Below are 22,838 nucleotides of genomic sequence, written 5' to 3'. Positions count from 1 at the left end.
TTTATATGACAGTAATGTCATTAGAGCTTGGGTTCGGCATTTTGCTCCTCTATAGGAGGAGATTTATGCGGTAAATCCATGTGACCGGGCTCGTTGGGGGCATAAGTAACCGTACGTTGGCTAAGTTCGCGCTTGATGGCTGCACGCATCAGCAAAATAGCAGTAACAGGAGAGGTGATTACCAGCAACAGCGTAATCAGCAGCGGGTGAACAATAACGTGATCGCTCAGGTAAGAATACATCAACACCATGGCGAGCAGCATAAAAAACACGCCTAAGGTGTTACCCAATGTAGGGGCATGCATACGGCTAAAGAAATGATTCAAACGAATCAGCCCTAAAGAGCCTACCAGCGTAATGATGCCACTGAGTATAAGCAGTAGCGCCGTAGGGATGCTAATCCAGAGTGGGATGTCGTTCATGGCTCAATCACCTCACCGCGTAACAAGAACTTAGCCATTGCCGCAGAGCCTACAAAACCAAACAGTGCAATGAGCAACGCAATATCAAAATACAGGCGTGAGTCAAAGCGCATGCCTAGAGCTAAGAGAGCCAGCATGCCATTGACGTACATGGTATCCAACGCCAACACGCGGTCGCAGGCGGTGGGGCCGGTGGATATTCTATAGGCTGCAACGCTCATGCCAATCACAAAACAAGCCAATGCAAAAAGGCTAGACCAATAAATGATGCTGTTCATTCAAAAATCTCTATAAGCGGCTGTTGATAGCGTTTTTGTATGGTATCTAACCACTGCTGTTCGTCTTTGAGATCCAACACATGCAGTGTCAGGATGTTTTTTTCCTCGTTGAAACCAGACCACACTGTACCCGGAGTATAGGTCACGATGCAGGCGAGGGCGCTTAGCCCATGTGGGTCGGTAATGGTAAGGGGAATATCTAAGAAGCCTGGGGTGGCACCAGATTTATCTCCTTTAAGCACTATCTTGCCCACGTCTATATTGGAATTCACGATGTCCACAAATACATGCCACATCAGGCGCAAAGCGATGAAAGGATGGCTGAGTGTGGCGCGTACAGGTCGAAAAGGAATGGCAGCAACAGAGAGTAAAACAGCTAAAAGTATGCCCAATGCAATGTTGCCAGGCGATAAAGAGCTATTTAACAGTAGCCAAAATACGCAGAGAAATACAGGAAAAATCAGGAAACTAAATTTTTTCCTCATGGTGTTTCTCCTGTGTGTACGGGACGGTCGGAGTTTTTCATGAGTACGGCATTAATATAGGCACTGGGACGGTCTAAGTAGCGGGCGGTATCTTCCAGGTAACTGGTAATGGGGCCGGCTTGAATACTTAACCACACGCAGATAGTAATTAGCACCGTAACAGGTAAGGCTTCGGATGGACGCAAATGCGGCACACTAATGTTGTTGTGGCTCCAGAACAGGCGAATGCCGGTACGCGATAATGCGATGATGCCGATAAAGCCTGCTAACAACAGCGTAGCGGTGAAAATCCACGCGTTCAGCGGGTCTGGTGTATAGCTTGATGCTTGCAGTGCCGCCAGAATTAATGAAAACTTCGCCACAAAACCTGACAGTGGTGGCAGCCCGATAATAATCAGCGCACACGCAATAAAGCTCATACCTAAAAAGACTAGTGCGGCAGGAATGGCTCTACCGACTACATCGCTGCTATCATCTTCGTCGTCGTTATCGGTTAGCGCAAAAGCTTCCGCACTAGCGGCTAGAAAGTCTGAACCGAAGCTTTGAGCGCGGTTGATCATTTCCAGCAGCATGAAAAAAGCACCTAAGCCCAATACTGAACTAATCATGTAGTACAGAGCAGGTCCAGTCAGGATGACTCCGGGCATACCTAGGGCAGCTAATAGCGTACCTGACGATAAGATAACGCAATAACCAGCCATACGTTGCGTATTGTGCGCAGCCAGTGTGCCCACTGCACCAAAGATTAAGGTGGCAATACCAGCTGGGAACATCCATGCCCCACCAAAGGCAGCGGGCGCACCGGTAGGTTCTAGCAACGTACCTATGCGTAGCAAGGCATAAATCCCCACTTTGGTCATGATAGAGAACACGCCCGCAACTGGTGGGCTGCTGTTAGCGTACCCATCAATCAACCAGTAGTTCAGAGGCCAAGCGGCGGCTTTAATTAAGAAGGCTATACCCAGTACGGCGGCAGCACTTTCAAACAGCAAGCGGTCAGGGCCAGAGAGGTGGCCTGCTATCACCGCTAAATGTGCCATGTTCAACGTTCCTGTTACGCCATAAATCAACGCTAAGGCAATTAGCAGTAAGAACGAAGCAATCAGGTTGACAGCAATGTAGTGCAAGCCAGCATTGACACGGGCTTTGCCCGAGCCGTGCAGCATCAAACCGTACGAGGCAGCGAGCAATACTTCAAAGAATACAAACAGATTAAACAGGTCGCCTGTCAGGAAAGCACCGTTTAAGCCCATCAGCAATAGCTGGAATAAAGGGTGGAAATGTACACCCGATCTATCCCAGCGCGCGGTGGCATAGACCCATGTAGTAGCACCCAGTACTGCAGTGAGTAGCAGCATGAGGGCGGATAGCCTATCAACTACCACCACAATGCCAAAAGGAGCAGGCCAGTCGCCCAGCAAGTAGACGCCTACACCGTCAGGCCATAGGGTTTCGATGGTGCCGTCAGCCATATTCAACAGCAGAACGGCGACCAGCAATTGCAGGGTAAACGAAATGACGCTAAGTACTATTTTGTAACGGCGGAACTTATCCTGACGCAGCAGCATTAAACCTGCTGCAATCAGTGGAATGATAATGGGAAAAATAGGCAGGTGTTTCAACAGCATCACAGCTCATTTTCCTCACGGCCGTCTACGTGGTCAGTGCCGCTTAGCCCACGGTTGGCCAGTAGTACTACTAGAAAAAGAGCGGTGGTCGCAAAGCCGATCACAATGGCTGTCAGCACTAAGGCTTGAGGCAGAGGGTCTGCGTAGTTGCTGGGGTCAGCACCTAGTTCGGCGTTGATGACTGCGGGGGCATTAAGGGTGATACGCCCCATGGAAAAGATGAACAGGTTCACGGCGTAGGACAATAAGGATAGACCCATAATGACCTGGAATGTACGGGGTCGCAGCAGTAACCAGACGCCTGAGCCTGCCAAAATACCTATAGCTAAAGAGAGAACGATTTCCATTATTCTTTGGTACTGAGTGAGTCTTGGGGGGCGGGCAGTTTGCGGTAAAAACGCAGGGACTGGTGAGCCAGCGCCAGCAACATCAAAATAGCAGAGCCTACCACCAGCATGTATACCCCTATATCAAAGAGCAGAGCACTAGTGGCGTGAACTTCACCTACCCACGGTAGGTTTACATGCCATTCCAGCGCAGCGAGGAATGGACGGTTGAACCACCATACGATCATGGCAGCAAAACCGGCAAACAACATACCCAGTGAAATCCACATTTGTGGGTGCAGCAAGGGGCGTGACTCCACCCATACAATACCGTTCACCATGTACTGTATCAAAATGGCTGTTGCCATGATTAAGCCGCCCACAAAACCACCGCCGGGTAGGTTATGGCCTCGCAGCAGGAAGTAAATGGAAATCAGTGCGGCAATAGGCAGCAGAATTCGCATCAACATGGCAGGGACTTTTGTCACGCCATAAGGTACGTTTTGGTTAGGATCAGGCTCTTCGAAAGTGGCTGACTCTAGGGGGGACAACACTTCCGCTTTTTGTATGAGCTGACCATATTTATGACGAATTTCCAGTGGCGTCATAATGGTTTCAATAGGTGGTCGGAAGCGGCGTAGCAAAGCGTAGACGCTAAGCGCCACAATGCCCAGTACTGTGATCTCACCAAAGGTGTCAAAACCACGGAAGTCCACCAAAATCACGTTCACCACGTTAGCACCACCGCCTAATGGCAAGGCTTGCTGGACTAAGAAGGGGGATACGCCATCCTCAACGGGAGGTCTGGTCATAATAGTGTATGCCAGCACCGATAGACCGGCACCCGACAGTACGGCAATGGTTAAGTCTCGGCTACGGCGACGCAAGGCTTTAAAGCGCGATAGCGGGGATATATCGTCTTCATCGGTAGGCAGGCGTTTAGGTAACCAGCGCAACCCAAGCAGAATTAATACGACAGTGACTACTTCTACTGCTAATTGTGTCAAGGCCAAGTCTGGCGCTGATAGCCAAGCATAGGTCAAGCTGGTGATTAAGCCCGCAGCACCAGACAGTAGCAGGGCTGCTGGTCTATGGAACTTGGCTTGGTAGGCTGCGCCAATGGCGCAGGCAGCGCCAGCTATCCACATCACCGCAAAGAGGGGATCCATTACCGTGGATTGTTGTGGAATAAACCAAGTACCACGCAATAGTGGCAAAGCAGTAACCACCAAGGTGGATATTAGGATGAGTAGGACTTGGCGCTGTAGCCTAGGTGAGTAGGTTTTGTCGATGATGAAATCGGCAGCCGTTTCTGTCCAGCCCAAGAAGGCTTCAAAAATACGTTGGCCATCTACGCGGTACAAAATAGGCGCACGGTCTGAGCGTCCTTGTCGGTAGTTGTCCAGCAAAAACACCAATATCACCCCACCTAGCATGGCAATAATACTCATCACTAACGGGAGGTTGAAGCCATGCCATATGCGCAGACTGAAGTCTGGCATTTTTAGGTTTAGGATGGAGTGCGCTGCTACATCCAAGAAGGGGGCAACGGTGTAACCTGGAATCATCCCTACAGCCAAGCAGATCAGCACTAAGATGATGCTGGGGATTAGCATTTGTATAGGGGGCTCGTGTGGCTCACGAGGTAGGTTTTTGGCAGGAGGGCCAAAGAATACTTGCATGATGAAACGCAAGGAGTAGGCCACACTAAACGCACTGGCAATCACCGCAATCAGAGGGATGACGTAATCCCAAGAGCTGCCATTAGCAGTCTCTACGGCCTCAGCAAAGAACATTTCTTTAGAGAGAAAGCCATTGAGCAACGGCACACCCGCCATCGCCGCTGCCGCCACGCTTGCTAGTAAGGCGGTAATAGGCATGGCGTAACGTAAACCGGATAGCCTATTGAGGTTACGCGTACCCGTTTCGTGGTCCACAATACCAGTCGCCATAAATAAGGAGGCTTTGAAGGTAGCGTGGTTAATAATGTGGAAGATGGCAGCAATCAGTGCCATCGCACTGTTCATGCCTAGTAATAAGGTAATCAGGCCTAGGTGGCTGATGGTGGAGTAGGCTAAGACACCTTTCATATCGCGCTGGAAGGTTGCCAAATAGGCGCCCAGCAACAATGTAATAAGCCCTGATCCACCAATTAATATGGCCCATTCGGTGGTGCCAGCTAATACCGGCCAGAAGCGTGCCAGTAAGAAAACACCAGCTTTCACCATGGTGGCAGAGTGCAGGTAGGCCGATACCGGAGTCGGCGCGGCCATGGCTCTAGGTAACCAAATATGGAAAGGAAACTGAGCACTTTTGCTCAGTGCTCCTGCGGCGACCATTAACAAAAGTACGGGATACCACGCACTTTGACGTATGCGATCACCTGAGATGAGAATCTCACCCAGATCATAGGTGCCGGCCACTTGTCCCATCATTAGCACGCCAGCCAGCAAACAGAGACCACCACCACCCGTAATGATCAGAGACATACGGGCACCACGACGCGCATCTCGGCGGTGGTACCAGTAGGCAATTAACATGAAGGACGACAAGCTAGTCAGTTCCCAGAATACGACCAGCTGAATCACGTTTCCAGACAGCACTACCCCTAGCATCGCTCCCATGAATATTTGCAAAAATGCAAAGAACCGGCGTACAGGCTCTTGGGCGGAAAGGTAGTAGTGTGCGTAGAGTGCAATTAATGCACCCATCCCCGTGATGATGATACTGAATAGCCAGGCTAGGCCATCCATGCGCAAGTTGAAATAGATGTTGTAGGCCGGAATCCAGTCAGAGGAAAACAGTAATACCTCATTACGGGATATGGCCGGGAAGTTGACTAGCGTAAAAAGCGCACAGGTTAAGGCGACCATCCCGGCAAGCGGAGCCTGAAGTTTTCGGGAGTCAGCAGACAATAACGATGAGATCAGCCCACCAACGAAGGGGAGGGCTAGGATGACAAGCAAAGACATCGGGCTCCGGGGAAGACGAGATGTTTAAAACAGAGGAAAGGGCGATGTTCTAATAATACGATATTACTGGTAATTTCCACACATAATCTGCTAAAAAAAATGAAATTGCCCTGAACGTGCTTGATAAAGGTCAATGAGGAATTGTCCTATTGCCGTCAGAATAGTTGATGGTTGCAAAGTATTTTGTAGGTTTCTGGAGAGTTTCATGGATATTGCATTGGCACAACCCCAACAACAGCGTGCCATCAACGAGGCAACTGCTTCATTTCAAGTTCCAGAGGCGTTGATCCGACGTTTTAATAGCTCAGGCCCACGCTACACCTCGTACCCTACAGCCGACCGATTCTTGGAAGAGTTCGCGCAACAAGATTATCTCGACGCACTAGCGGCGCGTGCGAACAGCAAGCAGCAAATGCCGTTATCACTGTATTTTCATCTGCCCTTCTGTACATCGCTGTGCTATTTCTGTGCGTGCAACAAAATCATCACGCAAGATAAATCACGTTCAGCAGAGTATTTGCAGTACTTGTTTAAAGAGATGGCGATGGTGGTCCCTCATTTGGGTGACGACCGTAAAACGGGTCAGTTGCACCTAGGTGGCGGCTCACCTACCTTTTTGTCCAACGACCAAATGTCGTTGTTGATGCAAGAGGTCAGGAAGCATTTCGACTTTACCGATGACGCTGAAATCAGCGTAGAGATTGATCCCCGCACGATTGATGATCAGATGCTGGCGCATTTGGCGAGTTTAGGTTTTAACCGCACCAGTTTTGGGGTGCAGGATTTTGATGTGGCGGTGCAAGAAGCTATACACCGCATTCAGCCCTATGACATGGTGGCTAAAGCGATAGAAACCAGTAGGGCAGTGGGCTTTCAGTCCATTAATACAGATTTGATTTACGGCCTACCTAAACAAAGCGTGCAGAGTTTTAGCGCAACCTTAGATCAGTTGATTGCACTGCGTCCTGATCGTATTGCCTTGTACAACTACGCACACTTGCCGCAACGTTTTAAAGCGCAGCGGTTGATTAATGAGCAAGATTTGCCGGATGCGGAAACACGCTTGCAAATCTTCCTGATGGCCACGCAGCGCTTGTTGGATGCAGGCTATGACTATATAGGTTTGGATCACTTCGCTTTACCGGATGACGAGTTGAGTCGTGCGCGTGTAGACCAGAGTTTGCATCGAAATTTTCAGGGTTATACCACGCGTGCAGACAGCGATTTAGTGGCTTTTGGCGTATCGGCTATAGGAAAGGTGCAGGGTACGCATGTGCAAAACGATAGATCCTTAAAAGCGTACTACGCCTGTTTGGACGAAAATCGTTTGCCAGTCAGTCGCGGCATTCAGATGACGGCTGATGACGAATTGCGCGCTGAAGTGATTATGCAGTTGATGTGCAGTATGCCTGTAGACAAAGCGCTAGTTTCGCAGCGTCACGGCATAGATTTTGATGTGTATTTTGGTGATGAGTTACAGCGTTTGAGCCAGTTTGAAGAGGCTGGGCTGATCACGGTAGATGAGCGTATGCTGCGTGTGACTGACACGGGGCGTTTGTTTGTGCGAGGTATCAGTATGGTGTTTGATGCCCACCTGCATAAACGTACTACCGCGACTTACTCGCGGCTTATTTGATTGTTAAAAGTTAAAGGACTCCCTGTGTTAGAAACCATTGTTGAGCGGTTACGGTTAAAGGGTAAGGCATTATTGCCTGTGGTTCAGGGCGGGATGGGGGTAGGTGTGTCGGCACACCGTTTGGCTGGTAGCGTGGCTGCGCTAGGAGGTATGGGGACTATCTCTAGCGTGGATTTGCGCCGCCATCATCCCGATTTGATGGAACGTACACACAAGAGCAAAGACAGTAGCCTGATTGATAGGGTGAACTTAGAGGCTCTGGACAGAGAGATTCGTAAAGCCAAGGCACTGGCCAAAGAGTGTGGTGCCGTGGCAGTCAATATCATGCGTGCTGTGTCGCAGTACGCGGCGTATGTGAAACAAGCGTGCGAAAGCGGCGCTGATGCCGTGGTGGTGGGGGCAGGTTTACCGCTGGATTTACCAGAGCTTACCGCTGACCACCCTAATGTGGCGTTGATCCCTATCTTGTCCGATGCTCGCGGTATTCAGTTGGTGCTGCGTAAGTGGATGCGCAAAAATCGCCTACCAGACGCTATTGTGATCGAGAACCCGAAGTTTGCGGCAGGCCATTTGGGCTTGGCGGATATCGAGCAGATGAATGATCCCATGTACGCCTTCCCGCGCGTGTTGGAAGAAACGCGTGAGGTGTTCAAAAAACTGGATTTAGAGAAAGAAAATATCTCGCTGATCGTGGCCGGTGGTATTAACAATCCAGATCAGGTTAAAACCTTGTTGGGCCAAGGCGCTGATGCGATTCAGTTGGGTACAGCGTTTGCAGTAACGCAAGAGGGTGATGCTGACCTTCGTTTCAAGCAGGTGTTGGCGCAAGCTAAACCTGAAGATATCGTGACGTTTATGAGTGTGGCAGGTTTGCCGGCACGCGCTGTGCGTACACCGTGGCTAGACTCTTATTTACATAAAGAGTCCAAGCTGCAAGCGGTTGCGCAAGAGCGTGCATGCTCCGAGGGCTTTGATTGTTTGGCGCATTGTGGTCTGCGTGACGGGGTTGCACGCAGTGGCCAGTTTTGCATTGATAGACGTTTGGCCTACGCACTAGAAGGCGATGTGGATCGTGGTCTGTTCTTCCGTAGCTCGGAAAAGCTGCCATTTGGCGATCAAATTCGTTCCGTGCGTGACCTGATGGAGTATTTGTTGCAAGCGGTGCGCGTAGACGTACCAGCGCACGCCTAAGTCGCTATTTGGCTATTACTGTCTCGTGTGGGGCAGTAGTAGCCTCTATGGGGCTTCCGCGCTCGTAGAGTTGTTGGGCTTGGGTGGAGTCCAGTTTGAAATTAGGGCCATCAAACGTGGCCTGAGGGCTGCTGGCCATTTTTTGTAAAAAGCTTTCCCAAGGCTGGGATACAGGCTTAGGGGCTTCCGTTACTTTGCGCAGCACGCGCGACGGTGTCTGCTTTTGCTCTGGGGAGTAATGCGCGACATCAAATTGCCCCGTCATAATACCGATTTCACGTAATACAGCAAATGCCTGCACAGGATTGCGGAATTGTCGCGGCTGGCGGCTTTTGCTGGTGATCAGAATAGCAGTCTGGGCAGAGCGCATTTGGATCTGGATAAAGAATGCGTCACCTTGCCCTTTCACAATGACATTGGTGACGCCGCCCGCTTGGGTGGCTGCACGCAATTGTGGCAGAGTAAAAGATTGCAGGGTACAGGAGGCCGACAGGGTGCTCATTGGGTGATCAAAATAACAGTGAAAGTTGTGACAAGTGCACATTATGCCGTGTATCGCCTGTTTTCGCATCTTCCGGCAAGCAGAAGCCCCCGTATGTGTGCTAGGGGGATATAATGGAAGATTGTTTATTTAGCGTACCGGTCCTTTCATATGACAACGACTATTATTGAAAATCTTCCAGTAGGTCAAAAAGTAGGTATTGCCTTCTCTGGTGGTCTGGACACCAGCGCGGCTTTATTGTGGATGCGCAACAAAGGCGCGATCCCTTATGCTTACACCGCGAATCTGGGTCAGCCTGATGAGTCGGACTACGATGCTATTCCACGTGCTGCCATGAGTTACGGCGCCAAGGATGCTCGCTTGGTGGATTGTCGTATGCAATTGGTTGCCGAAGGGATTGCGGCATTACAAAGTGGTGCGTTCCACGTTTCCACTGCTGGCGTTACTTACTTCAACACTACTCCTATTGGTCGCGCTGTGACAGGCACCATGTTGGTAGCGGCAATGAAAGAAGACGACGTCAATATCTGGGGTGACGGCAGTACTTATAAAGGTAACGACATTGAGCGTTTCTACCGTTATGGTTTGCTGACCAACCCACAATTGCGTATTTACAAACCTTGGTTGGATCAACAGTTCATCGACGAGCTGGGTGGTAGATCTGAAATGTCTCAGTACATGCAAGAGCATGGCTTTGACTACAAAATGTCTGCTGAAAAAGCTTACTCCACCGACTCCAACATGCTGGGCGCTACACACGAAGCCAAAGACTTAGAGTTCCTGAACAGCGGCATCAAGATTGTGAAACCTATTATGGGCGTTGCATTCTGGCGTGATGACGTTGAAGTGAAAGCTGAAGAAGTCACAGTGCGCTTTGAAGAAGGCCAACCTGTAGCACTGAACGGCAAAGAGTTTGCTAACCCTGTTGAGCTGATGTTGGAAGCTAACCGCATCGGTGGACGTCATGGCTTGGGTATGAGCGATCAGATCGAGAATCGTATTATCGAAGCAAAAAGCCGCGGTATTTACGAAGCTCCAGGTATGGCATTGCTGCACATTGCCTACGAGCGCTTGGTGTCTGGTATTCATAATGAAGATACTATCGAGCAATACCGTATTAACGGCTTGCGCTTGGGTCGTTTGCTGTACCAAGGCCGTTGGTTTGATCCTCAGGCAATCATGCTGCGTGAATCCGCACAGCGCTGGATTGCTAAGGCTGTAACAGGCGAAGTGACACTGGAACTGCGTCGTGGTAATGACTACTCTATTTTGAATACAGAGTCGCCTAATCTGACTTACAAACCAGAGCGTTTGACGATGGAAAAAGAGGGTGATGGTACCTTCTCTCCACGTGATCGTATTGGTCAGCTGACGATGCGTAATATGGACATTGTCGATACACGCGGCAAACTGTTCACGTACGCTGATGCAGGCTTGCTGACTTCCAGCTCTGGCGCTGAAATGCCTAAGTTGAAAGATTAAGTCTGATAGAAGGGTAGCCTGTGGTTGCTCTTCTAAATAGCTTACGCAACAAAAAAGCCACCCATTGGGTGGCTTTTTTGTGTACTGAATTGGCGCTTAGTCGTCGAGTTGGCCTAGCAACAAGAACTCCATCAGCGCTTTTTGTACGTGCATGCGGTTTTCAGCCTCATCCCATACTACGCTTTGGGCACCATCGATCACGTCAGCGCTAACCTCTTCGCCACGGTGGGCAGGCAAACAGTGCATGAACAGGGCGTCTGCATTGGCTTCAGCCATCATTTCACTGTCTACGCACCAGTCGGCAAACGCTTTGCGGCGCTCTTCGTTTTCAGCCTCAAAGCCCATGCTAGTCCACACGTCAGTGGTGACGAGGTCTGCGCCTTTGCAGGCTTCCATGGGGTCGGCAAACTCTTGGAATACAGCGGGGTCAGGTGTGCCGATAAGGTTTTGGTCTAGGGTGTAGCCTTGTGGGGCTGAAATATGCAGTTTGAAGCCTAGCAACTCAGCGGCCTGCAGCCAGGTGTAAGCCATGTTGTTGCCATCGCCTACCCATGCCACGGTCTTGCCTTGAATGCTGCCACGGTGTTCGATGTAGGTGAAGATGTCGGCCAGAATCTGGCAGGGGTGGAATTCGTTGGTCAAGCCGTTGATCACGGGTACGCGGGAGAACTCGGCAAAACGCTCTAGGCGGCTTTGTTCGAAGGTACGGATCATCACGATATCGACCATGCGTGAAATCACGCGTGCGGTGTCTTCAATGGGCTCAGAGCGGCCTAATTGCGAGTCGTTGGCGGTCAGGTTGATGACTTCGCCGCCTAGCTGGTACATGCCGGCTTCGAAAGAAACACGAGTGCGTGTACTGGCTTTCTCAAACACCATGGCCAGAGTGCGGTCATGCAGTGTGTGATGGGGCTGGTAGTTTTTGAAGTGGTCTTTGATGACGCGAGCTCGGTGCAGAAGATAAAGGATTTCTTCTTTGTTCAGATCACTAAACTGTAGGAAATGCCGTATCGGCGCTGCTTGAACCGTGGTACTCATAAAAAACCCTAGGCAAAAGAAAACATATTACCCTGTCAGCGACTATTGAGCAAAATTTGCTGTGTGTGACAGGTATAAAACCATGGCTTATGAAATTGTGTGCATAAAGGTGTAGTGTTGCATGCAATGCGATACAATGCCGATGACGAAAATTTTTTATGATGAAGCTAAAGGCTATTGGGCATTTTGAATTAGCATGACAGGGCAACTCCAGCTTACTATTCACGGAACAACGAATGAAGGTCAGCGTTTTAGACCCAGCGATTGGGCAGAGCGTTTGGCCGGTGTGATGTCACAGTTCAGACCAGCGGGTGCCGCTGGCGGACACTTAACCTATTCCCCTTACGTGGTGCCTCGTTTAATCGATGGGGTGCGTTGTGTGGTGGTGGATGCGCGTCTTAGAGAGCTAGAGCCGCTAGCGTGGAAATTTGTAGTGGGCTTTGCGCAAGACAATAATTTGAAAACATCCGGCATGCCAACGGATTAATCCGACTGAAATAAGTGGCCCTTTATTTTTAGTAGAAAGTGGCGCTAGAGTTTTATACAGTACGGAAAGAAAGAAGTTGGGTTTATAAAGAATTTGGCAATAAAAAAAGGGTGCTTAAGCACCCTTTTTTACGACCAGGTCGCTGCCAATTAAACCCAACTTTCAATCATTAGGCAGCCATTGCCTTAACGGCAGCAGCCAGGCGGCTTTTATGACGAGCGGCCTTGTTTTTGTGAATGATGTTTTTGTCAGCAACGCGATCGATCACGCTGGATGCTTTGCGCAGCACTTCGTTAGCAGCTGTCTGATCGCCAGCTTCTACAGCTTGACGCACACGTTTGATAGATGTGCGCAGCATGGAGCGGATGCTGGAGTTGTGTTTGTTACGTGCCACTGCTTGGCGGGCACGTTTGCGAGCTTGTGCGGAATTAGCCATATATATAAATTGATTAGTAAGTTTAATTGGCAAAGACTAATATTCTAAAGCCTTAATTGGGCCTTGTAAAGTGCCTGAGCCGGAATCCGCACAGTAGCAGGGGTACAAAATAGCTAACGGCGCATGCCAGCATCAACCCTAACAGATACAGCAAGCGTATTGCGGGTTGGGCATTTAGTTCAGTCCAGCTTATGTAGTGGGAGCCTGCCCACAACACAAAGCCTAATAATGCCAACGCGGGAAGTACGCGTACTATAAACAGTCCCCAGCCTGGGCCGGGTTTGTATAGTCCGCGTTTGTAAAGCAAGGTCAGTAGCACCAGCGCATTGATGCTTGCGCCTATACCAATAGAAAGGGCAAGGCCTGCATGAGCAAATAAAGGCACCAAGACTAGGTTCAGTAATTGCGTCAGTATCAGTACCACTATGGCTATTCTAACCGGTGTACGTATGTCTTGGCGCGCATAGAATGCGGGTGCCAGGATTTTAACGGCAAGCAGGCCCAATAAACCAACGGAATACGCCGCTACGGCAGTGCGGGTTTGGGCTACGTCGTAACTGTTAAACTCACCGTAGTGGAACAGGCTGGCGACTAGGGCGTCGGCAATTAACGCCAAGGCTAGGGCACAGGGTAGGCCAAACAAGATAATGAGCTTCAAGCCCCAATCCAGCAACTGTTGGTACTGTTGTGTGGAGTCACCAGCGTAGGCAGCAGAAAGTTTTGGCAGTAAGACAGTACCTAATGCCACACCGAGCAATGCGGTGGGGAACTCCATTAAGCGGTCAGCAAAAGACAGCCATGTCACGCTACCGGGGGTTAGCCACGTGGCAATGTTCGTGTTGATGAGTAGTGATATTTGTGCAACTGAAACCCCCACAATTGCAGGGATCATCTGCTTCATAATGTGCTGCACAGTGCTGTTCTGCCAGGCTGCACCGATATTTAGGCTGAAACGGGGTAATAGGCCTAAACGGTGTAGGGCAAGCCATTGCACCAGTAATTGCAGCACACCGCCTATCATCACCCCTACTGCTAGCGCATAAATGGGTGTGGCGAAGTAGGGGGCTAACAGTAAGCTGGCACCAATCATGCTGAGGTTCAGCAATATGGGCGTAAAAGCGGGTACGGCAAAGCGGCTCCAGGTGTTGAGTACACCTGAAGCAAAAGCAACCAACGACATGCACAAGATGTAAGGGAACATCATGCGCGTCATCCAGATGGCGGCATTAAACTCAGGTTGGCGCTCGGCGGCACGCAAGCCGCTGGCCATCAGACTGACTACCCATGGTGCGGCCAGAATCCCTATTAGGCTGACCAGCATCAAAATAGCAGTAAGTAACAGTGCAACTTGATCCAGTAACGTACGAACTTCGTCGTGGCTGCTGTTTTTGCGAGCGTTACCTAAAATAGGAACAAACGCTTGCGAGAACGCGCCTTCGGCAAAGAGCCTACGTAACAGGTTGGGAATACGGAAAGCCACCCAGAAAGCGTCGGTGAGTGGCCCGGCCCCGAATGAGCGAGCGATAAGAATGTCGCGTGCGAGGCCGGTAATGCGGGACAGCAGCGTAAAGCTGCTGACCGTTGCTGCTGACTTAAGTAAACCCATTAGCGCGGTGCCATGCGGATAGCGCCATCCAAGCGAATGGTTTCGCCGTTGATCATGTCGTTATCAATAATGCTGAGCGCCAGTTTTGCGTAGTCTTCTGGTGTACCTAATCTGGATGGGAAAGGTACGCTAGCAGCCAAGGAGTCTTGCACTTCTTGTGGGAAGCCAAACATCATCGGTGTGCCAAAAATACCAGGAGCAATGGTGACGCAGCGAATGCCCAGTTTTGCCAAGTCGCGTGCAATAGGTAATGTCATGCCCACTACACCGCCTTTAGAGGCTGCGTAAGCAGCTTGGCCGATTTGGCCTTCGTAAGCAGCTACAGAGGCTGTGTTGATCAGCACACCGCGCTCTTTCGTTGATAGTGGCTCATTGTTGCTCATGGCTTGAGCGGCCAGACGGTTCATGTTGAATGTACCGATCAGGTTAATGCCAATCACTTTTTGGAACAGAGCCAAATCGTGTGCGCCTTCGCGTCCTACTGTGCGCGATGCTGGAGCGATACCCGCGCAGTTGACCAAACCGTAAAAGTTGCCCAACTCTACCGCTTTATCAATTACGCGTTGTGCATCCTCAGGGCTGGTGACATCACAATGCACAAAGTGTTGATTTAGTTCTTTGGCTAGTGCTTCGCCAGCCTCATCTTGTACGTCTGCAATCACTACTCGGGCGCCTTGCGCGCAAAGCTTTTTGACCGTGCCTGCTCCCAGACCCGATGCACCGCCCGTTACAACAAAAGTATGATTTTCTACCTGCATGAAAGTCTCCGTTAATTACAAAAAAATCCGGCTTTGCCAGTGCCGGATTTATGAATGTAACGTTCTCTGGTTTAGCTGTTTAGCGCTGCCAGAATACGTGCCTTGATTTCCTCTACTGTGCCTACTCCGGAGATTTTACGGTATTTAGGCGCTTTGTCGTCACCTGAGTTGGCCCAGCTAGAGTAATAATCAACCAAGGGACGTGTTTGATTGGCGTATACATCCAAACGGTGACGTACTGTTTCTTCGCAATCGTCGTCGCGTTGAATCAGTGCTTCGCCGGTAATGTCGTCCACACCTTCAGTTTTCGGAGGATTGAATCGCACGTGGTAAGAGCGTCCGCTTGCGGGGTGTACGCGACGTCCACTGATGCGCTCAATAATATCTTCGCTTGGTACATCAATTTCAATGACGTAGTCCAATGATACTCCGGCATTTTTCAACGCATCAGCTTGGGGGATCGTACGTGGGAAGCCGTCAAACAGGTAACCGCTGGCACAGTCATTCTGAGTGAGACGGTCTTGTACTAGACCAATAATGATGTCGTCCGATACTAGTTTGCCGGCATCCATCACCGCTTTAGCTTCTAGACCTAATGGCGTCTGGGCTTTAACGGCTGCACGAAGCATGTCGCCCGTGGAAATCTGAGGAATAGAGAATTCCTGAGTGATGAAAGTGGCCTGGGTGCCTTTCCCGGCACCGGGTGGACCGAGCAGTATCAGTCGCATACGTTCCTCCTGAGGAAAGTGATTTTTTGATTGTGGGTAGCTGCATAACTGCAGCAATAAACTAAATAATATGCGCTAACGGAAGGCCTATAGGCTGTTCCTCACGATATCCCGTACTTTTGCCAGATCCTCGGCGGTATCGATGCCGGGAGCTGGGGGGTGAGCGGAGCGACTAACAACAATGCGATAGCCATGCTCAAGTGCACGCAATTGCTCCAGTAATTCGATTTGCTCCAGACTGCCGCGGGGCAGGGTGGGAAATACTTGTAGAAAACTGGTGCGGTATGCGTAAAGACCTATGTGCTGCAGGGCGGGTAGCCCAGGAGCTAAACGTTGTACGCCATCGGCTAATGCCTCACGAGCCCAAGGAATGGGTGCGCGTGAAAAATACAAGGCGTGATCAGTGTGATCCACCACGATTTTGACGGTGTTGGCGTTGAATAAGGTGTCAGCCTCGGTGATTGGCACGCCTAGCGTGGCGATGCTGGCACTGGTGTTTTGTGCCAAGGTTTGTGCAACCTGATCAATCAAGGACGGATTAATAAGCGGCTCGTCGCCCTGTACATTCACCACAATTTGCTCAGGCGCTACGTTCAGTGTGCGCACAACCTCTGACAGGCGATCGGTGCCGGTGGGGTGGTCTGGGCTGGTGAGTACGGTTTCAAGTCCCGCAGAACGCGTGACCTGTGCAATTTCTTCAGCGTCGGTGGCGACAATAACACGGCTAGCGCCAGATTTAAGCGCTTGCTCGGCGGTGCGTACCACCATAGCTTTGCCGCCTATATCTAGCAGTGCTTTGTTGGGAAGTCGCGTAGAAGCTAGTCTAGCGGGGATAACGGCGATAAAGCTCATGCGTTATCAGTCTGGGTATCCAGAGAGCGTGCTTCGTTGATCAGCATGACGGGGATGCCGTCACGTACAGGAAAAGCCAATTGATCGGCATCGCAGATCAATTCCTGATCCTCAGGTTGAAACCGCAATTGGGCCTTACATTGCGGGCAGACCAGAATATCGAAGAGGCGGCGTTCCATATGGGCTCCGGCTATACAGCAAAACAAGTAATCAAACAGTAACCCAGCAGTAATGCTGGCAATGAGCATATTAATGCCGTTGCAGCATTTCTAACAGGGGGGCGTACCAGTCAGCTCTGGAAAAAAGTGCAGAAACTTCGGTGATCCAGATGCGTTTATCAGCAAACTTTTTACATTTTACGGCATCTTTTGGGGTGATTAGTATGAAATCTGCGTCAATTTTCCCAAAAGGGCTGTAACTATAGTCGTAGTGGTCTGGTAAAGACAATGGGGACCGAGGGTTAACCCCAAATTTTCGCAGCATGGCAAAAAATCGCTGTGGTTGTCCTATAGCCGCTACGGCACTTACTGTCTTACCGTCAAATAAGGCGAGCGCTTCATCCGGGGTAATACATTGGCCGGTTTCTAAATGACGAAATGCGCTAGGCCACAACTGCATAGTGACGTGCGGTACACCCTGTATGTACTCAGGCGATGTGCTGACGTCAGTGCCGGTTTGTTGTGTCACAATGAGATCGGCATGTTGCAGTTGAGAGGGGAGGTCACGTAGAGGGCCTGCTGGCAGTAGGCGACCATTCCCTAGGCCGCGTTCATCTTGCACGATAATTTGAGCCTGTCGCCCTAACTGTAAATGTTGTAGGCCATCATCGGCGATCACAACATTGACGTCTGGGAACTGCCTGTTTAGGGCTTGTAGTGCTTGAGCGCGTTTGGGGTGTGCAGCTACGGGGGCGCCTGTTTCCCGTGCAATTAACGAGGGTTCGTCACCTAAGTAAGTAGCCTCAATGCTGTGAGCGGAAGTGTGGGCGTCTTTCTCTATGCGTACGCCGTAGCCTCTGCTGATGACACCTGGGTGGTAGCCATGGTTTCGTAGAGCGTCAATTAAAGCCAAGGTCACAGGGGTTTTGCCTGCGCCACCTACGATTAAATTGCCTACAACAATCACAGGGGTGTGGCTGGTATAGATTTCTTCGGGATGCTCTTGGTAATAGCGTCGTTTACGTTCTACGAAGCGTTTAGTAATGCACGACAACGGTAGTAGCAGGGCGCTAAGTAGCCCTTTGTGTTGCCACGCTTTATGTATACGTTTAACGAGGAAGTTATGAAGGCTCATGGCGATGGCTGTGTGGCAAAGCTCACTTTGCCTAGTTGTAAGCGCTGAGCCGCTTCCAGAACGCGTACTACCGCAGCATGTGGCGTGGCGCTGTCTGCGTAAATCAACAAGGGTTGATGTATAGGCAGGTCGTGCAGTGCTAATTCCAAGGCTTGGGCGGTATGCCCGTCAATACTTAGGCCGTTTAAGGCGTAGAGACCGTCTTGGCTAATGGCTAAGATGTTGCTGCTTTCGAGTTCAGTGGCAGTGCTAACTTGCGGCAAGCTTAGGTCTAGTTTTTGTATTTGTGTGAAGGTCGTGGTGGCCGTTAAGAAAATCAGCACCACCAGCAGCACATCAATCAAGGGGATGAGATTGATGTCTATAGGAGAGGCTGAGGGGGTAAAACGGCGCTTGAAGTTCATGATTGTCGCGACTCAATCAGGCGGTTAAGGTGGCTGGCTTCATATTCGAGGCGGTGCAAAATAAAATCTGCGCGAGCGCTAAAAAAGCGATGCGCAATCAATGCCACAATAGCAATCAAAATACCAAAACCTGTGTTGTATAACGCAATAGAAATGCCGTGAGCAAGCTGCGATGGGTCGCTCCCCTGAGGTTGATAAGCACCAAAGAGCTCAATCATGCCAATGACCGTACCAAACAACCCAAGCAAGGGGGCGATTACGGCAACAGTTGCTAAAGCACCTAAGTAACGGTGAAGCCTAAAAGCTAAATCTCGGCCTACTTGTTCAGCGGCTTCTTGTCGGATGTGTGCTGGTTGATTTTGCAGACTCAGGATTTGCGCACTTAACATGCCAAAGCCGCTATCTTGTTGAAGCTCACTGAGTTGATGTTGTGCCACGATGGGTTGAGCTGCCAAATCAAACGCACGCTGTATAGAGCGCTCAGACAGGTAGTAACGACGACGTAAAGCTAGGCTACGTTCGAAGATCAGTGCTAGACCGATGATAGAGGTGGCGATCAGCAGCCAAATAGGCCAGCCAGCAGCAGCCAGAATAGAAGACACGTTAGTTTCCCTGCATAGCGGTGGTGGGCGGTGAAGCTCAAAACACTTTTTATTATAATGGGAGGCTATAGGGGTGGGGGAGTTTTGGTGTGGGTTGCTGTGGTTTGTGAAGAAGTGATGAGAGTTCAGTGGCTTAGCGTGTCTATCCACAAAATCTGTGGATAATTATGTGCATAAGAGTGGCTAAAGGCCGCTCTAGTAAGGCTTGGAAGTTCAGTGGTCAAAAAAGTCCCATTTTTTTGAAGTTTGCTTTTTTTGTTTTATATCAATAAGTTATTCGTGATAATTGCGGCGGGTTCTGCAAATGATGAGTCATATGGATGCAATATAAGCAAATAATGCGATAGCAGCTAAATGTGGAAAAAAATGCATCTGTCAAGCTCTAAAGAAAAGGATATGGTATGGAATCCGTGATTACGGTAGGCGCATTGGCTCGTCAGGTGAGCAACGTGCTGGGCGAGTATTTCTCGCGCGTATGGGTGAAAGGGGAGATCTCTAATTTCACGCGTGCTGCTTCTGGCCACTGGTACTTCACCATTAAAGATGATCAGGCAGCTATCAAAGCGGTGATGTTCAGAGGTCGGGCCTCTATGGTGTCTTTTACGCCAGTAGTGGGCGAAAAAGTAGAGCTTTTAGCGGCAGCGAGTCTCTATGAGCCACGTGGGGATTTCCAACTGCAAGTGGAGACCATGCGTAGAGCAGGTGTGGGGAATTTGCACGAAGCATTTCTGCAGCGTAAACAGAAGTTGCAGGATGAAGGGTTATTTGATCCTGAACGTAAAAAACCTATTCCTACTATGCCGCGCAGGTTGGGTGTCATTACGTCGTTGGGGGCCGCTGCGTTGCGCGACGTGCTCACAGCGGTAGAGCGCCGTTTGCCACACGTTGAAGTGATTATTTATCCGGCGTTGGTACAAGGTGAGGCGGCGGCAGCGAGTTTATGTAACGCCTTGGAAACGGCCATACAGCGTAACGAAGTGGATACGCTGTTGTTGGTGCGGGGTGGCGGTAGCCTAGAAGATTTGTGGTGCTTTAATGATGAGGCCTTAGCCAGATTGATCGCGGCTGCTCCTCTACCTGTTATTAGTGGGGTGGGGCACGAAACAGATTTCACCATTGCTGATTTTGTGGCTGACCTACGCGCGCCTACGCCTACGGCGGCGGCTGAACTTGCGGGGCATAGCCACGTACAGTGTATGCAGCAATTGCAAGGTCTACTTAATGCTTTGCAGCATAGGCAGGGGCGCATAATAGAACGGGCGTGGTTGCGATTGGATCGCACGCGGGCCGGTTTAGTTTCGCCAGAACAAAAACTGCGTCAGCAGCAGCAGCGTTTAGAGGCATTGCAGCACAGGTTAAAACAGCGCGTGCAAACGCAGCTAGAGGCTGATCGGTGGCGGGTGACTAAGTTGGTGAACCAGCTGCAACAAGCTACGCCAAAAGTAGAGTGGCAACAGCGTTTATTAACGACCTTAGAGAGTCGTTTGGTACAGCATGTACCTGCTGAGTTAAAGCGTCATCAGCAGCGAGTCACGGCCTTACAACAAACCCTGCAAGCATTAAGCCCAATGCATGTTTTAGAGCGCGGCTATGCTATCGTTCGCAATGAAGCAGGGCAAATTGTAAAAAATGCGCTAGACTTGAGCAATAAAGAACAGCTTGATATTCAGCTGGCTCAAGGCAGTTTACAGGCCGAGGTGAAACAAACTCGAGTTCTGTTTTGAGCTTCTAATCGGGTGAATACTCACCCTTGTTTCTATATAACATCAATAGGGAATAGATCATGGCTTTTACTCTTCCATCTCTTCCATACGATATGTCCGCTCTGGAGCCACACATCTCCAAAGAAACGCTGGAGTATCACTATGGCAAGCACCACCAAACATACGTGACTAACCTGAACAACCTGGTTGCTGGCACTGAGTTTGAGAACGCTTCTTTGGAAGAAGTGGTGAAAAAATCCTCCGGTGGCGTATTTAACAACGCAGCTCAGGTATGGAACCACACTTTCTACTGGAACAGCCTGTCCCCCAACGGTGGCGGTGCTCCTACTGGCGCATTGGCTGATGCTATCAATGCAAAATGGGGTAGCGTAGAGGCGTTCAAAGATGCATTCTCCAAATCTGCTGCTGGTAACTTCGGTTCTGGCTGGACATGGTTGGTGAAAAAAGCTGACGGTAGCCTGGATATCGTAAACACTAGCAACGCTGGTACTACCTTGACCACTACAGATGTAGCGCTGCTGACCTGTGACGTATGGGAACACGCTTACTACATCGATTACCGCAATGCTCGTCCTAAGTACCTGGAAAACTTCTGGAACTTGGTGAACTGGGATTTCGCAGCAAAAAACTTGGCTGCGTAATGCTTTCATAGCATTTGCCCAACAAGAAAGGCCCTGATCGTAGTGTGATCAGGGCCTTTTTGTTTGAGTGCGGCTAGCAGGTTATACAATAGTTGTGCGACAGACTGTGTTAGCGAGCTATACCTGTGACGCTATCGCCCACGTTGATCTGCTGCTGTGCGAACCAGCCTTGATTCATTTCAAGCCCGTACAGTGCAGGCTGTGTAGGGCAGCGTGACGTTAAGTCTAGCGGAGCCATATCCAGAATATCAGTAATAATGCCTTCAGAGGAAATGAAAGCAATGCTGAGTGGGATTAATGTGTTTTTCATCCAAAAGCAATGGTAAGACGCCTGGTCAAAAACAAATAGCATTCCGCTGTCCGGATCTAGGCTTTCTCTATACATTAATCCTAGTGCGCTGGATTCAGGTGTATCCGCTATTTCTACATTAATAGTTTTGTTATTAATTGTAATTTCTTGAGTTGTATTTGTTTGTTTGGCAAAAGATATGCCTGAGTAAGTTAGTAATAAACAAATAACAAGAAATAGGAAATAAAAAACAGGGCGATTTCGCCCTGAGTAGTCATGTTGCATAATAGTAAATGTATTATTGTTTATGAAGCATTATGCTGCTGTGATGTTCAGCGCTTGCTGCCCTTTGGGGCCTTGCGCAATGTCAAAAAGGACCTTCTGACCTTCTTTCAAGGTTTTGAAGCCATTCATCTGGATCGATGAAAAGTGTGCAAAAAGGTCTTCACCGCCGTTATCGGGGGTAATAAAACCGAAGCCCTTAGCATCGTTGAACCATTTTACGGTACCAGATAGTTTGGGTGCTTCAGAAGGAGTTGATGTGGTTAAATCAGACATTGCTAATGCCTCTCAAACAAGTAAATTACATACTACATACCCGATAATTCGGGCAGAGAACCTAATCAAGAAATTGATATATTAATTCAAATCTTGGAATAGTTGCATAGTAGATTAAAAATTAATAAATAATCAATTATGGAAATTACCTAGCTTTATGGTTACGCATTTAGAAAATCAGAAAGAAACGGTGCTAGAAAGAGAACATACTGATTTAGCACCACCTCACAAGTATCAGGTTGTATTGTTGAATGATGATTACACGCCCATGGATTTTGTTGTGGCTGTGTTGCGCAGAGTTTTCCATAAAACCAATTCAGAAGCTGAAAGCATCATGCTGAAAGTTCACCATGAGGGGCGTGGCATCTGTGGGGTCTATACGCGAGATATTGCTGCCACTCGCGTGGAGATGGTTAGACAGCTAGCGGTTGCACATGAGCATCCACTTCAATGTATTATGGAACCAGTGTCGGATCTTTGATGCACATCATGGATGTTTA

General features: G+C 49.6%; 26 protein-coding genes. 7 read left to right on the top strand and 19 right to left on the bottom strand.

The window, feature by feature from the left end; all coding sequences use genetic code 11:
• Positions 1–20 precede the first annotated feature (20 nt).
• Genes mnhG through ACLPHM_RS05490 form a run of 6 tightly spaced genes read right to left on the bottom strand, consistent with a single transcriptional unit; the run spans position 21 to position 6,111 of the window.
• Positions 21–422 carry a monovalent cation/H(+) antiporter subunit G gene (mnhG, locus tag ACLPHM_RS05515; protein WP_430220255.1) on the bottom strand — a complete coding sequence of 134 codons (402 nt, stop codon included), beginning with the start codon at positions 420–422 and terminating at the stop codon, positions 21–23.
• On the bottom strand, positions 419–700 hold the full coding sequence (locus ACLPHM_RS05510; RefSeq protein ID WP_135866849.1) for a K+/H+ antiporter subunit F: 282 nt from the start codon (positions 698–700) through the stop codon (positions 419–421). Before ACLPHM_RS05510 ends, mnhG begins: the two co-directional genes overlap by 4 nt.
• Positions 697–1,185 (bottom strand): Na+/H+ antiporter subunit E, encoded by a 489-nt coding sequence (locus ACLPHM_RS05505; RefSeq protein ID WP_430220254.1) that lies wholly within the window; start codon positions 1,183–1,185, stop codon positions 697–699. Before ACLPHM_RS05505 ends, ACLPHM_RS05510 begins: the two co-directional genes overlap by 4 nt.
• Positions 1,182–2,813 (bottom strand): monovalent cation/H+ antiporter subunit D, encoded by a 1,632-nt coding sequence (locus tag ACLPHM_RS05500; RefSeq protein ID WP_430220253.1) that lies wholly within the window; start codon positions 2,811–2,813, stop codon positions 1,182–1,184. The genes ACLPHM_RS05505 and ACLPHM_RS05500 overlap by 4 nt, the downstream gene beginning before the upstream one ends.
• Positions 2,813–3,160: a Na+/H+ antiporter subunit C gene (locus tag ACLPHM_RS05495; protein ID WP_430220252.1), complete on the bottom strand. Its 348-nt coding sequence runs from the start codon at positions 3,158–3,160 to the stop codon at positions 2,813–2,815. Before ACLPHM_RS05495 ends, ACLPHM_RS05500 begins: the two co-directional genes overlap by 1 nt.
• Positions 3,160–6,111 (bottom strand): monovalent cation/H+ antiporter subunit A, encoded by a 2,952-nt coding sequence (locus ACLPHM_RS05490; RefSeq protein WP_430220251.1) that lies wholly within the window; start codon positions 6,109–6,111, stop codon positions 3,160–3,162. Before ACLPHM_RS05490 ends, ACLPHM_RS05495 begins: the two co-directional genes overlap by 1 nt.
• Positions 6,112–6,316: 205 nt before the next feature.
• Between ACLPHM_RS05490 and hemN the strand changes: the two genes are divergently transcribed.
• On the top strand, positions 6,317–7,747 hold the full coding sequence (hemN, locus tag ACLPHM_RS05485; protein WP_430220250.1) for an oxygen-independent coproporphyrinogen III oxidase: 1,431 nt from the start codon (positions 6,317–6,319) through the stop codon (positions 7,745–7,747).
• Between the two features lie 24 nt (positions 7,748–7,771).
• Positions 7,772–8,938, top strand: a complete 1,167-nt coding sequence (locus ACLPHM_RS05480) for an NAD(P)H-dependent flavin oxidoreductase (protein ID WP_430220249.1) — start codon at positions 7,772–7,774, stop codon at positions 8,936–8,938.
• 4 nt (positions 8,939–8,942) lie between these two features.
• Here the strand turns inward: ACLPHM_RS05480 and ACLPHM_RS05475 are convergent, their stop codons facing one another.
• On the bottom strand, positions 8,943–9,440 hold the full coding sequence (locus ACLPHM_RS05475; RefSeq protein WP_430220248.1) for a hypothetical protein: 498 nt from the start codon (positions 9,438–9,440) through the stop codon (positions 8,943–8,945).
• A 150-nt stretch (positions 9,441–9,590) separates the two neighbouring features.
• Between ACLPHM_RS05475 and argG the strand changes: the two genes are divergently transcribed.
• Complete coding sequence (gene argG / locus ACLPHM_RS05470) at positions 9,591–10,922, top strand: argininosuccinate synthase (RefSeq protein ID WP_430220247.1); 1,332 nt, start codon at positions 9,591–9,593, stop codon at positions 10,920–10,922.
• 96 nt (positions 10,923–11,018) lie between these two features.
• On the opposite strand, the gene argF is transcribed toward argG, so the two are convergent.
• On the bottom strand, positions 11,019–11,960 hold the full coding sequence (gene argF / locus ACLPHM_RS05465) for an ornithine carbamoyltransferase (RefSeq protein ID WP_430220246.1): 942 nt from the start codon (positions 11,958–11,960) through the stop codon (positions 11,019–11,021).
• Positions 11,961–12,156: 196 nt separating this feature from the next.
• On the opposite strand from argF, the gene ACLPHM_RS05460 reads away from it, so the two are divergent.
• The gene (locus ACLPHM_RS05460) at positions 12,157–12,447 is read left to right on the top strand and encodes a DUF3579 domain-containing protein (RefSeq protein ID WP_430220245.1); all 291 of its coding nucleotides are present in this window, start codon (positions 12,157–12,159) and stop codon (positions 12,445–12,447) included.
• A gap of 169 nt (positions 12,448–12,616) precedes the next feature.
• On the opposite strand, the gene rpsT is transcribed toward ACLPHM_RS05460, so the two are convergent.
• The 9 genes from rpsT to ACLPHM_RS05415 all read right to left on the bottom strand — a co-directional run bounded on the left by rpsT (position 12,617) and on the right by ACLPHM_RS05415 (position 19,126).
• Positions 12,617–12,883, bottom strand: coding sequence for a 30S ribosomal protein S20 (gene rpsT / locus ACLPHM_RS05455; RefSeq protein WP_166407616.1), 267 nt, complete (start codon positions 12,881–12,883; stop codon positions 12,617–12,619).
• A 52-nt stretch (positions 12,884–12,935) separates the two neighbouring features.
• The gene (gene murJ, locus ACLPHM_RS05450; protein WP_430220244.1) at positions 12,936–14,489 is read right to left on the bottom strand and encodes a murein biosynthesis integral membrane protein MurJ; all 1,554 of its coding nucleotides are present in this window, start codon (positions 14,487–14,489) and stop codon (positions 12,936–12,938) included.
• Positions 14,489–15,247: a 3-hydroxyacyl-CoA dehydrogenase gene (locus ACLPHM_RS05445; RefSeq protein ID WP_430220243.1), complete on the bottom strand. Its 759-nt coding sequence runs from the start codon at positions 15,245–15,247 to the stop codon at positions 14,489–14,491. Before ACLPHM_RS05445 ends, murJ begins: the two co-directional genes overlap by 1 nt.
• Before the next feature lie 71 nt (positions 15,248–15,318).
• Positions 15,319–15,975: an adenylate kinase gene (adk, locus tag ACLPHM_RS05440; RefSeq protein ID WP_430220242.1), complete on the bottom strand. Its 657-nt coding sequence runs from the start codon at positions 15,973–15,975 to the stop codon at positions 15,319–15,321.
• A gap of 87 nt (positions 15,976–16,062) precedes the next feature.
• On the bottom strand, positions 16,063–16,827 hold the full coding sequence (gene kdsB, locus ACLPHM_RS05435; protein WP_430220241.1) for a 3-deoxy-manno-octulosonate cytidylyltransferase: 765 nt from the start codon (positions 16,825–16,827) through the stop codon (positions 16,063–16,065).
• Complete coding sequence (locus ACLPHM_RS05430; protein ID WP_430220240.1) at positions 16,824–17,006, bottom strand: Trm112 family protein; 183 nt, start codon at positions 17,004–17,006, stop codon at positions 16,824–16,826. The genes kdsB and ACLPHM_RS05430 overlap by 4 nt, the downstream gene beginning before the upstream one ends.
• 70 nt (positions 17,007–17,076) lie before the next feature.
• The gene (gene lpxK / locus ACLPHM_RS05425; protein WP_430220239.1) at positions 17,077–18,120 is read right to left on the bottom strand and encodes a tetraacyldisaccharide 4'-kinase; all 1,044 of its coding nucleotides are present in this window, start codon (positions 18,118–18,120) and stop codon (positions 17,077–17,079) included.
• The gene (locus ACLPHM_RS05420; protein ID WP_430220238.1) at positions 18,117–18,524 is read right to left on the bottom strand and encodes an ExbD/TolR family protein; all 408 of its coding nucleotides are present in this window, start codon (positions 18,522–18,524) and stop codon (positions 18,117–18,119) included. The genes lpxK and ACLPHM_RS05420 overlap by 4 nt, the downstream gene beginning before the upstream one ends.
• Complete coding sequence (locus ACLPHM_RS05415) at positions 18,521–19,126, bottom strand: MotA/TolQ/ExbB proton channel family protein (protein WP_430220237.1); 606 nt, start codon at positions 19,124–19,126, stop codon at positions 18,521–18,523. Before ACLPHM_RS05415 ends, ACLPHM_RS05420 begins: the two co-directional genes overlap by 4 nt.
• 401 nt (positions 19,127–19,527) lie before the next feature.
• On the opposite strand from ACLPHM_RS05415, the gene xseA reads away from it, so the two are divergent.
• Together xseA and sodB are read left to right on the top strand one after the other, a co-directional pair.
• The gene (xseA, locus tag ACLPHM_RS05410; protein ID WP_430220236.1) at positions 19,528–20,850 is read left to right on the top strand and encodes an exodeoxyribonuclease VII large subunit; all 1,323 of its coding nucleotides are present in this window, start codon (positions 19,528–19,530) and stop codon (positions 20,848–20,850) included.
• A gap of 59 nt (positions 20,851–20,909) precedes the next feature.
• Complete coding sequence (sodB, locus tag ACLPHM_RS05405; protein WP_135865501.1) at positions 20,910–21,491, top strand: superoxide dismutase [Fe]; 582 nt, start codon at positions 20,910–20,912, stop codon at positions 21,489–21,491.
• A gap of 109 nt (positions 21,492–21,600) precedes the next feature.
• Here sodB and ACLPHM_RS05400 read toward each other — a convergent pair whose 3' ends face one another.
• Positions 21,601–22,065, bottom strand: coding sequence for a DUF192 domain-containing protein (locus tag ACLPHM_RS05400; RefSeq protein ID WP_430220235.1), 465 nt, complete (start codon positions 22,063–22,065; stop codon positions 21,601–21,603).
• 30 nt (positions 22,066–22,095) lie between these two features.
• The gene (locus ACLPHM_RS05395; RefSeq protein WP_430220234.1) at positions 22,096–22,338 is read right to left on the bottom strand and encodes a cold-shock protein; all 243 of its coding nucleotides are present in this window, start codon (positions 22,336–22,338) and stop codon (positions 22,096–22,098) included.
• Positions 22,339–22,495: 157 nt separating this feature from the next.
• Between ACLPHM_RS05395 and clpS the strand changes: the two genes are divergently transcribed.
• Positions 22,496–22,819, top strand: a complete 324-nt coding sequence (gene clpS, locus ACLPHM_RS05390; protein WP_135862345.1) for an ATP-dependent Clp protease adapter ClpS — start codon at positions 22,496–22,498, stop codon at positions 22,817–22,819.
• The last annotated feature ends 19 nt before the right edge of the window (positions 22,820–22,838 follow it).

The sequence above is a fragment of the Paenalcaligenes sp. Me131 genome (genome assembly GCF_050487225.1).
Taxonomy (GTDB): Bacteria; Pseudomonadota; Gammaproteobacteria; order Burkholderiales; family Burkholderiaceae_B; genus Paenalcaligenes.
The sequence above is the reverse complement of the archived record's forward strand: the minus strand, read 5'-3'. Positions and strand labels throughout refer to the sequence as shown.

Coding starts and splice junctions, on each gene's coding strand:
- murJ (WP_430220244.1), bottom strand. CDS start 14,489: ATGGGTTTACTTAAGTCAGCAGCAACGGTCAGCAGCTTTACGCTGCTG.
- ACLPHM_RS05500 (WP_430220253.1), bottom strand. CDS start 2,813: ATGCTGTTGAAACACCTGCCTATTTTTCCCATTATCATTCCACTGATT.
- mnhG (WP_430220255.1), bottom strand. CDS start 422: ATGAACGACATCCCACTCTGGATTAGCATCCCTACGGCGCTACTGCTT.
- argG (WP_430220247.1), top strand. CDS start 9,591: ATGACAACGACTATTATTGAAAATCTTCCAGTAGGTCAAAAAGTAGGT.
- ACLPHM_RS05460 (WP_430220245.1), top strand. CDS start 12,157: ATGACAGGGCAACTCCAGCTTACTATTCACGGAACAACGAATGAAGGT.
- sodB (WP_135865501.1), top strand. CDS start 20,910: ATGGCTTTTACTCTTCCATCTCTTCCATACGATATGTCCGCTCTGGAG.
- ACLPHM_RS05400 (WP_430220235.1), bottom strand. CDS start 22,065: ATGCAACATGACTACTCAGGGCGAAATCGCCCTGTTTTTTATTTCCTA.
- ACLPHM_RS05430 (WP_430220240.1), bottom strand. CDS start 17,006: ATGGAACGCCGCCTCTTCGATATTCTGGTCTGCCCGCAATGTAAGGCC.
- hemN (WP_430220250.1), top strand. CDS start 6,317: ATGGATATTGCATTGGCACAACCCCAACAACAGCGTGCCATCAACGAG.
- lpxK (WP_430220239.1), bottom strand. CDS start 18,120: ATGAGCCTTCATAACTTCCTCGTTAAACGTATACATAAAGCGTGGCAA.
- ACLPHM_RS05395 (WP_430220234.1), bottom strand. CDS start 22,338: ATGTCTGATTTAACCACATCAACTCCTTCTGAAGCACCCAAACTATCT.
- ACLPHM_RS05495 (WP_430220252.1), bottom strand. CDS start 3,160: ATGGAAATCGTTCTCTCTTTAGCTATAGGTATTTTGGCAGGCTCAGGC.
- rpsT (WP_166407616.1), bottom strand. CDS start 12,883: ATGGCTAATTCCGCACAAGCTCGCAAACGTGCCCGCCAAGCAGTGGCA.
- argF (WP_430220246.1), bottom strand. CDS start 11,960: ATGAGTACCACGGTTCAAGCAGCGCCGATACGGCATTTCCTACAGTTT.
- ACLPHM_RS05475 (WP_430220248.1), bottom strand. CDS start 9,440: ATGAGCACCCTGTCGGCCTCCTGTACCCTGCAATCTTTTACTCTGCCA.
- ACLPHM_RS05420 (WP_430220238.1), bottom strand. CDS start 18,524: ATGAACTTCAAGCGCCGTTTTACCCCCTCAGCCTCTCCTATAGACATC.
- ACLPHM_RS05510 (WP_135866849.1), bottom strand. CDS start 700: ATGAACAGCATCATTTATTGGTCTAGCCTTTTTGCATTGGCTTGTTTT.
- kdsB (WP_430220241.1), bottom strand. CDS start 16,827: ATGAGCTTTATCGCCGTTATCCCCGCTAGACTAGCTTCTACGCGACTT.
- ACLPHM_RS05445 (WP_430220243.1), bottom strand. CDS start 15,247: ATGCAGGTAGAAAATCATACTTTTGTTGTAACGGGCGGTGCATCGGGT.
- ACLPHM_RS05490 (WP_430220251.1), bottom strand. CDS start 6,111: ATGTCTTTGCTTGTCATCCTAGCCCTCCCCTTCGTTGGTGGGCTGATC.
- clpS (WP_135862345.1), top strand. CDS start 22,496: ATGGTTACGCATTTAGAAAATCAGAAAGAAACGGTGCTAGAAAGAGAA.
- xseA (WP_430220236.1), top strand. CDS start 19,528: ATGGAATCCGTGATTACGGTAGGCGCATTGGCTCGTCAGGTGAGCAAC.
- adk (WP_430220242.1), bottom strand. CDS start 15,975: ATGCGACTGATACTGCTCGGTCCACCCGGTGCCGGGAAAGGCACCCAG.
- ACLPHM_RS05505 (WP_430220254.1), bottom strand. CDS start 1,185: ATGAGGAAAAAATTTAGTTTCCTGATTTTTCCTGTATTTCTCTGCGTA.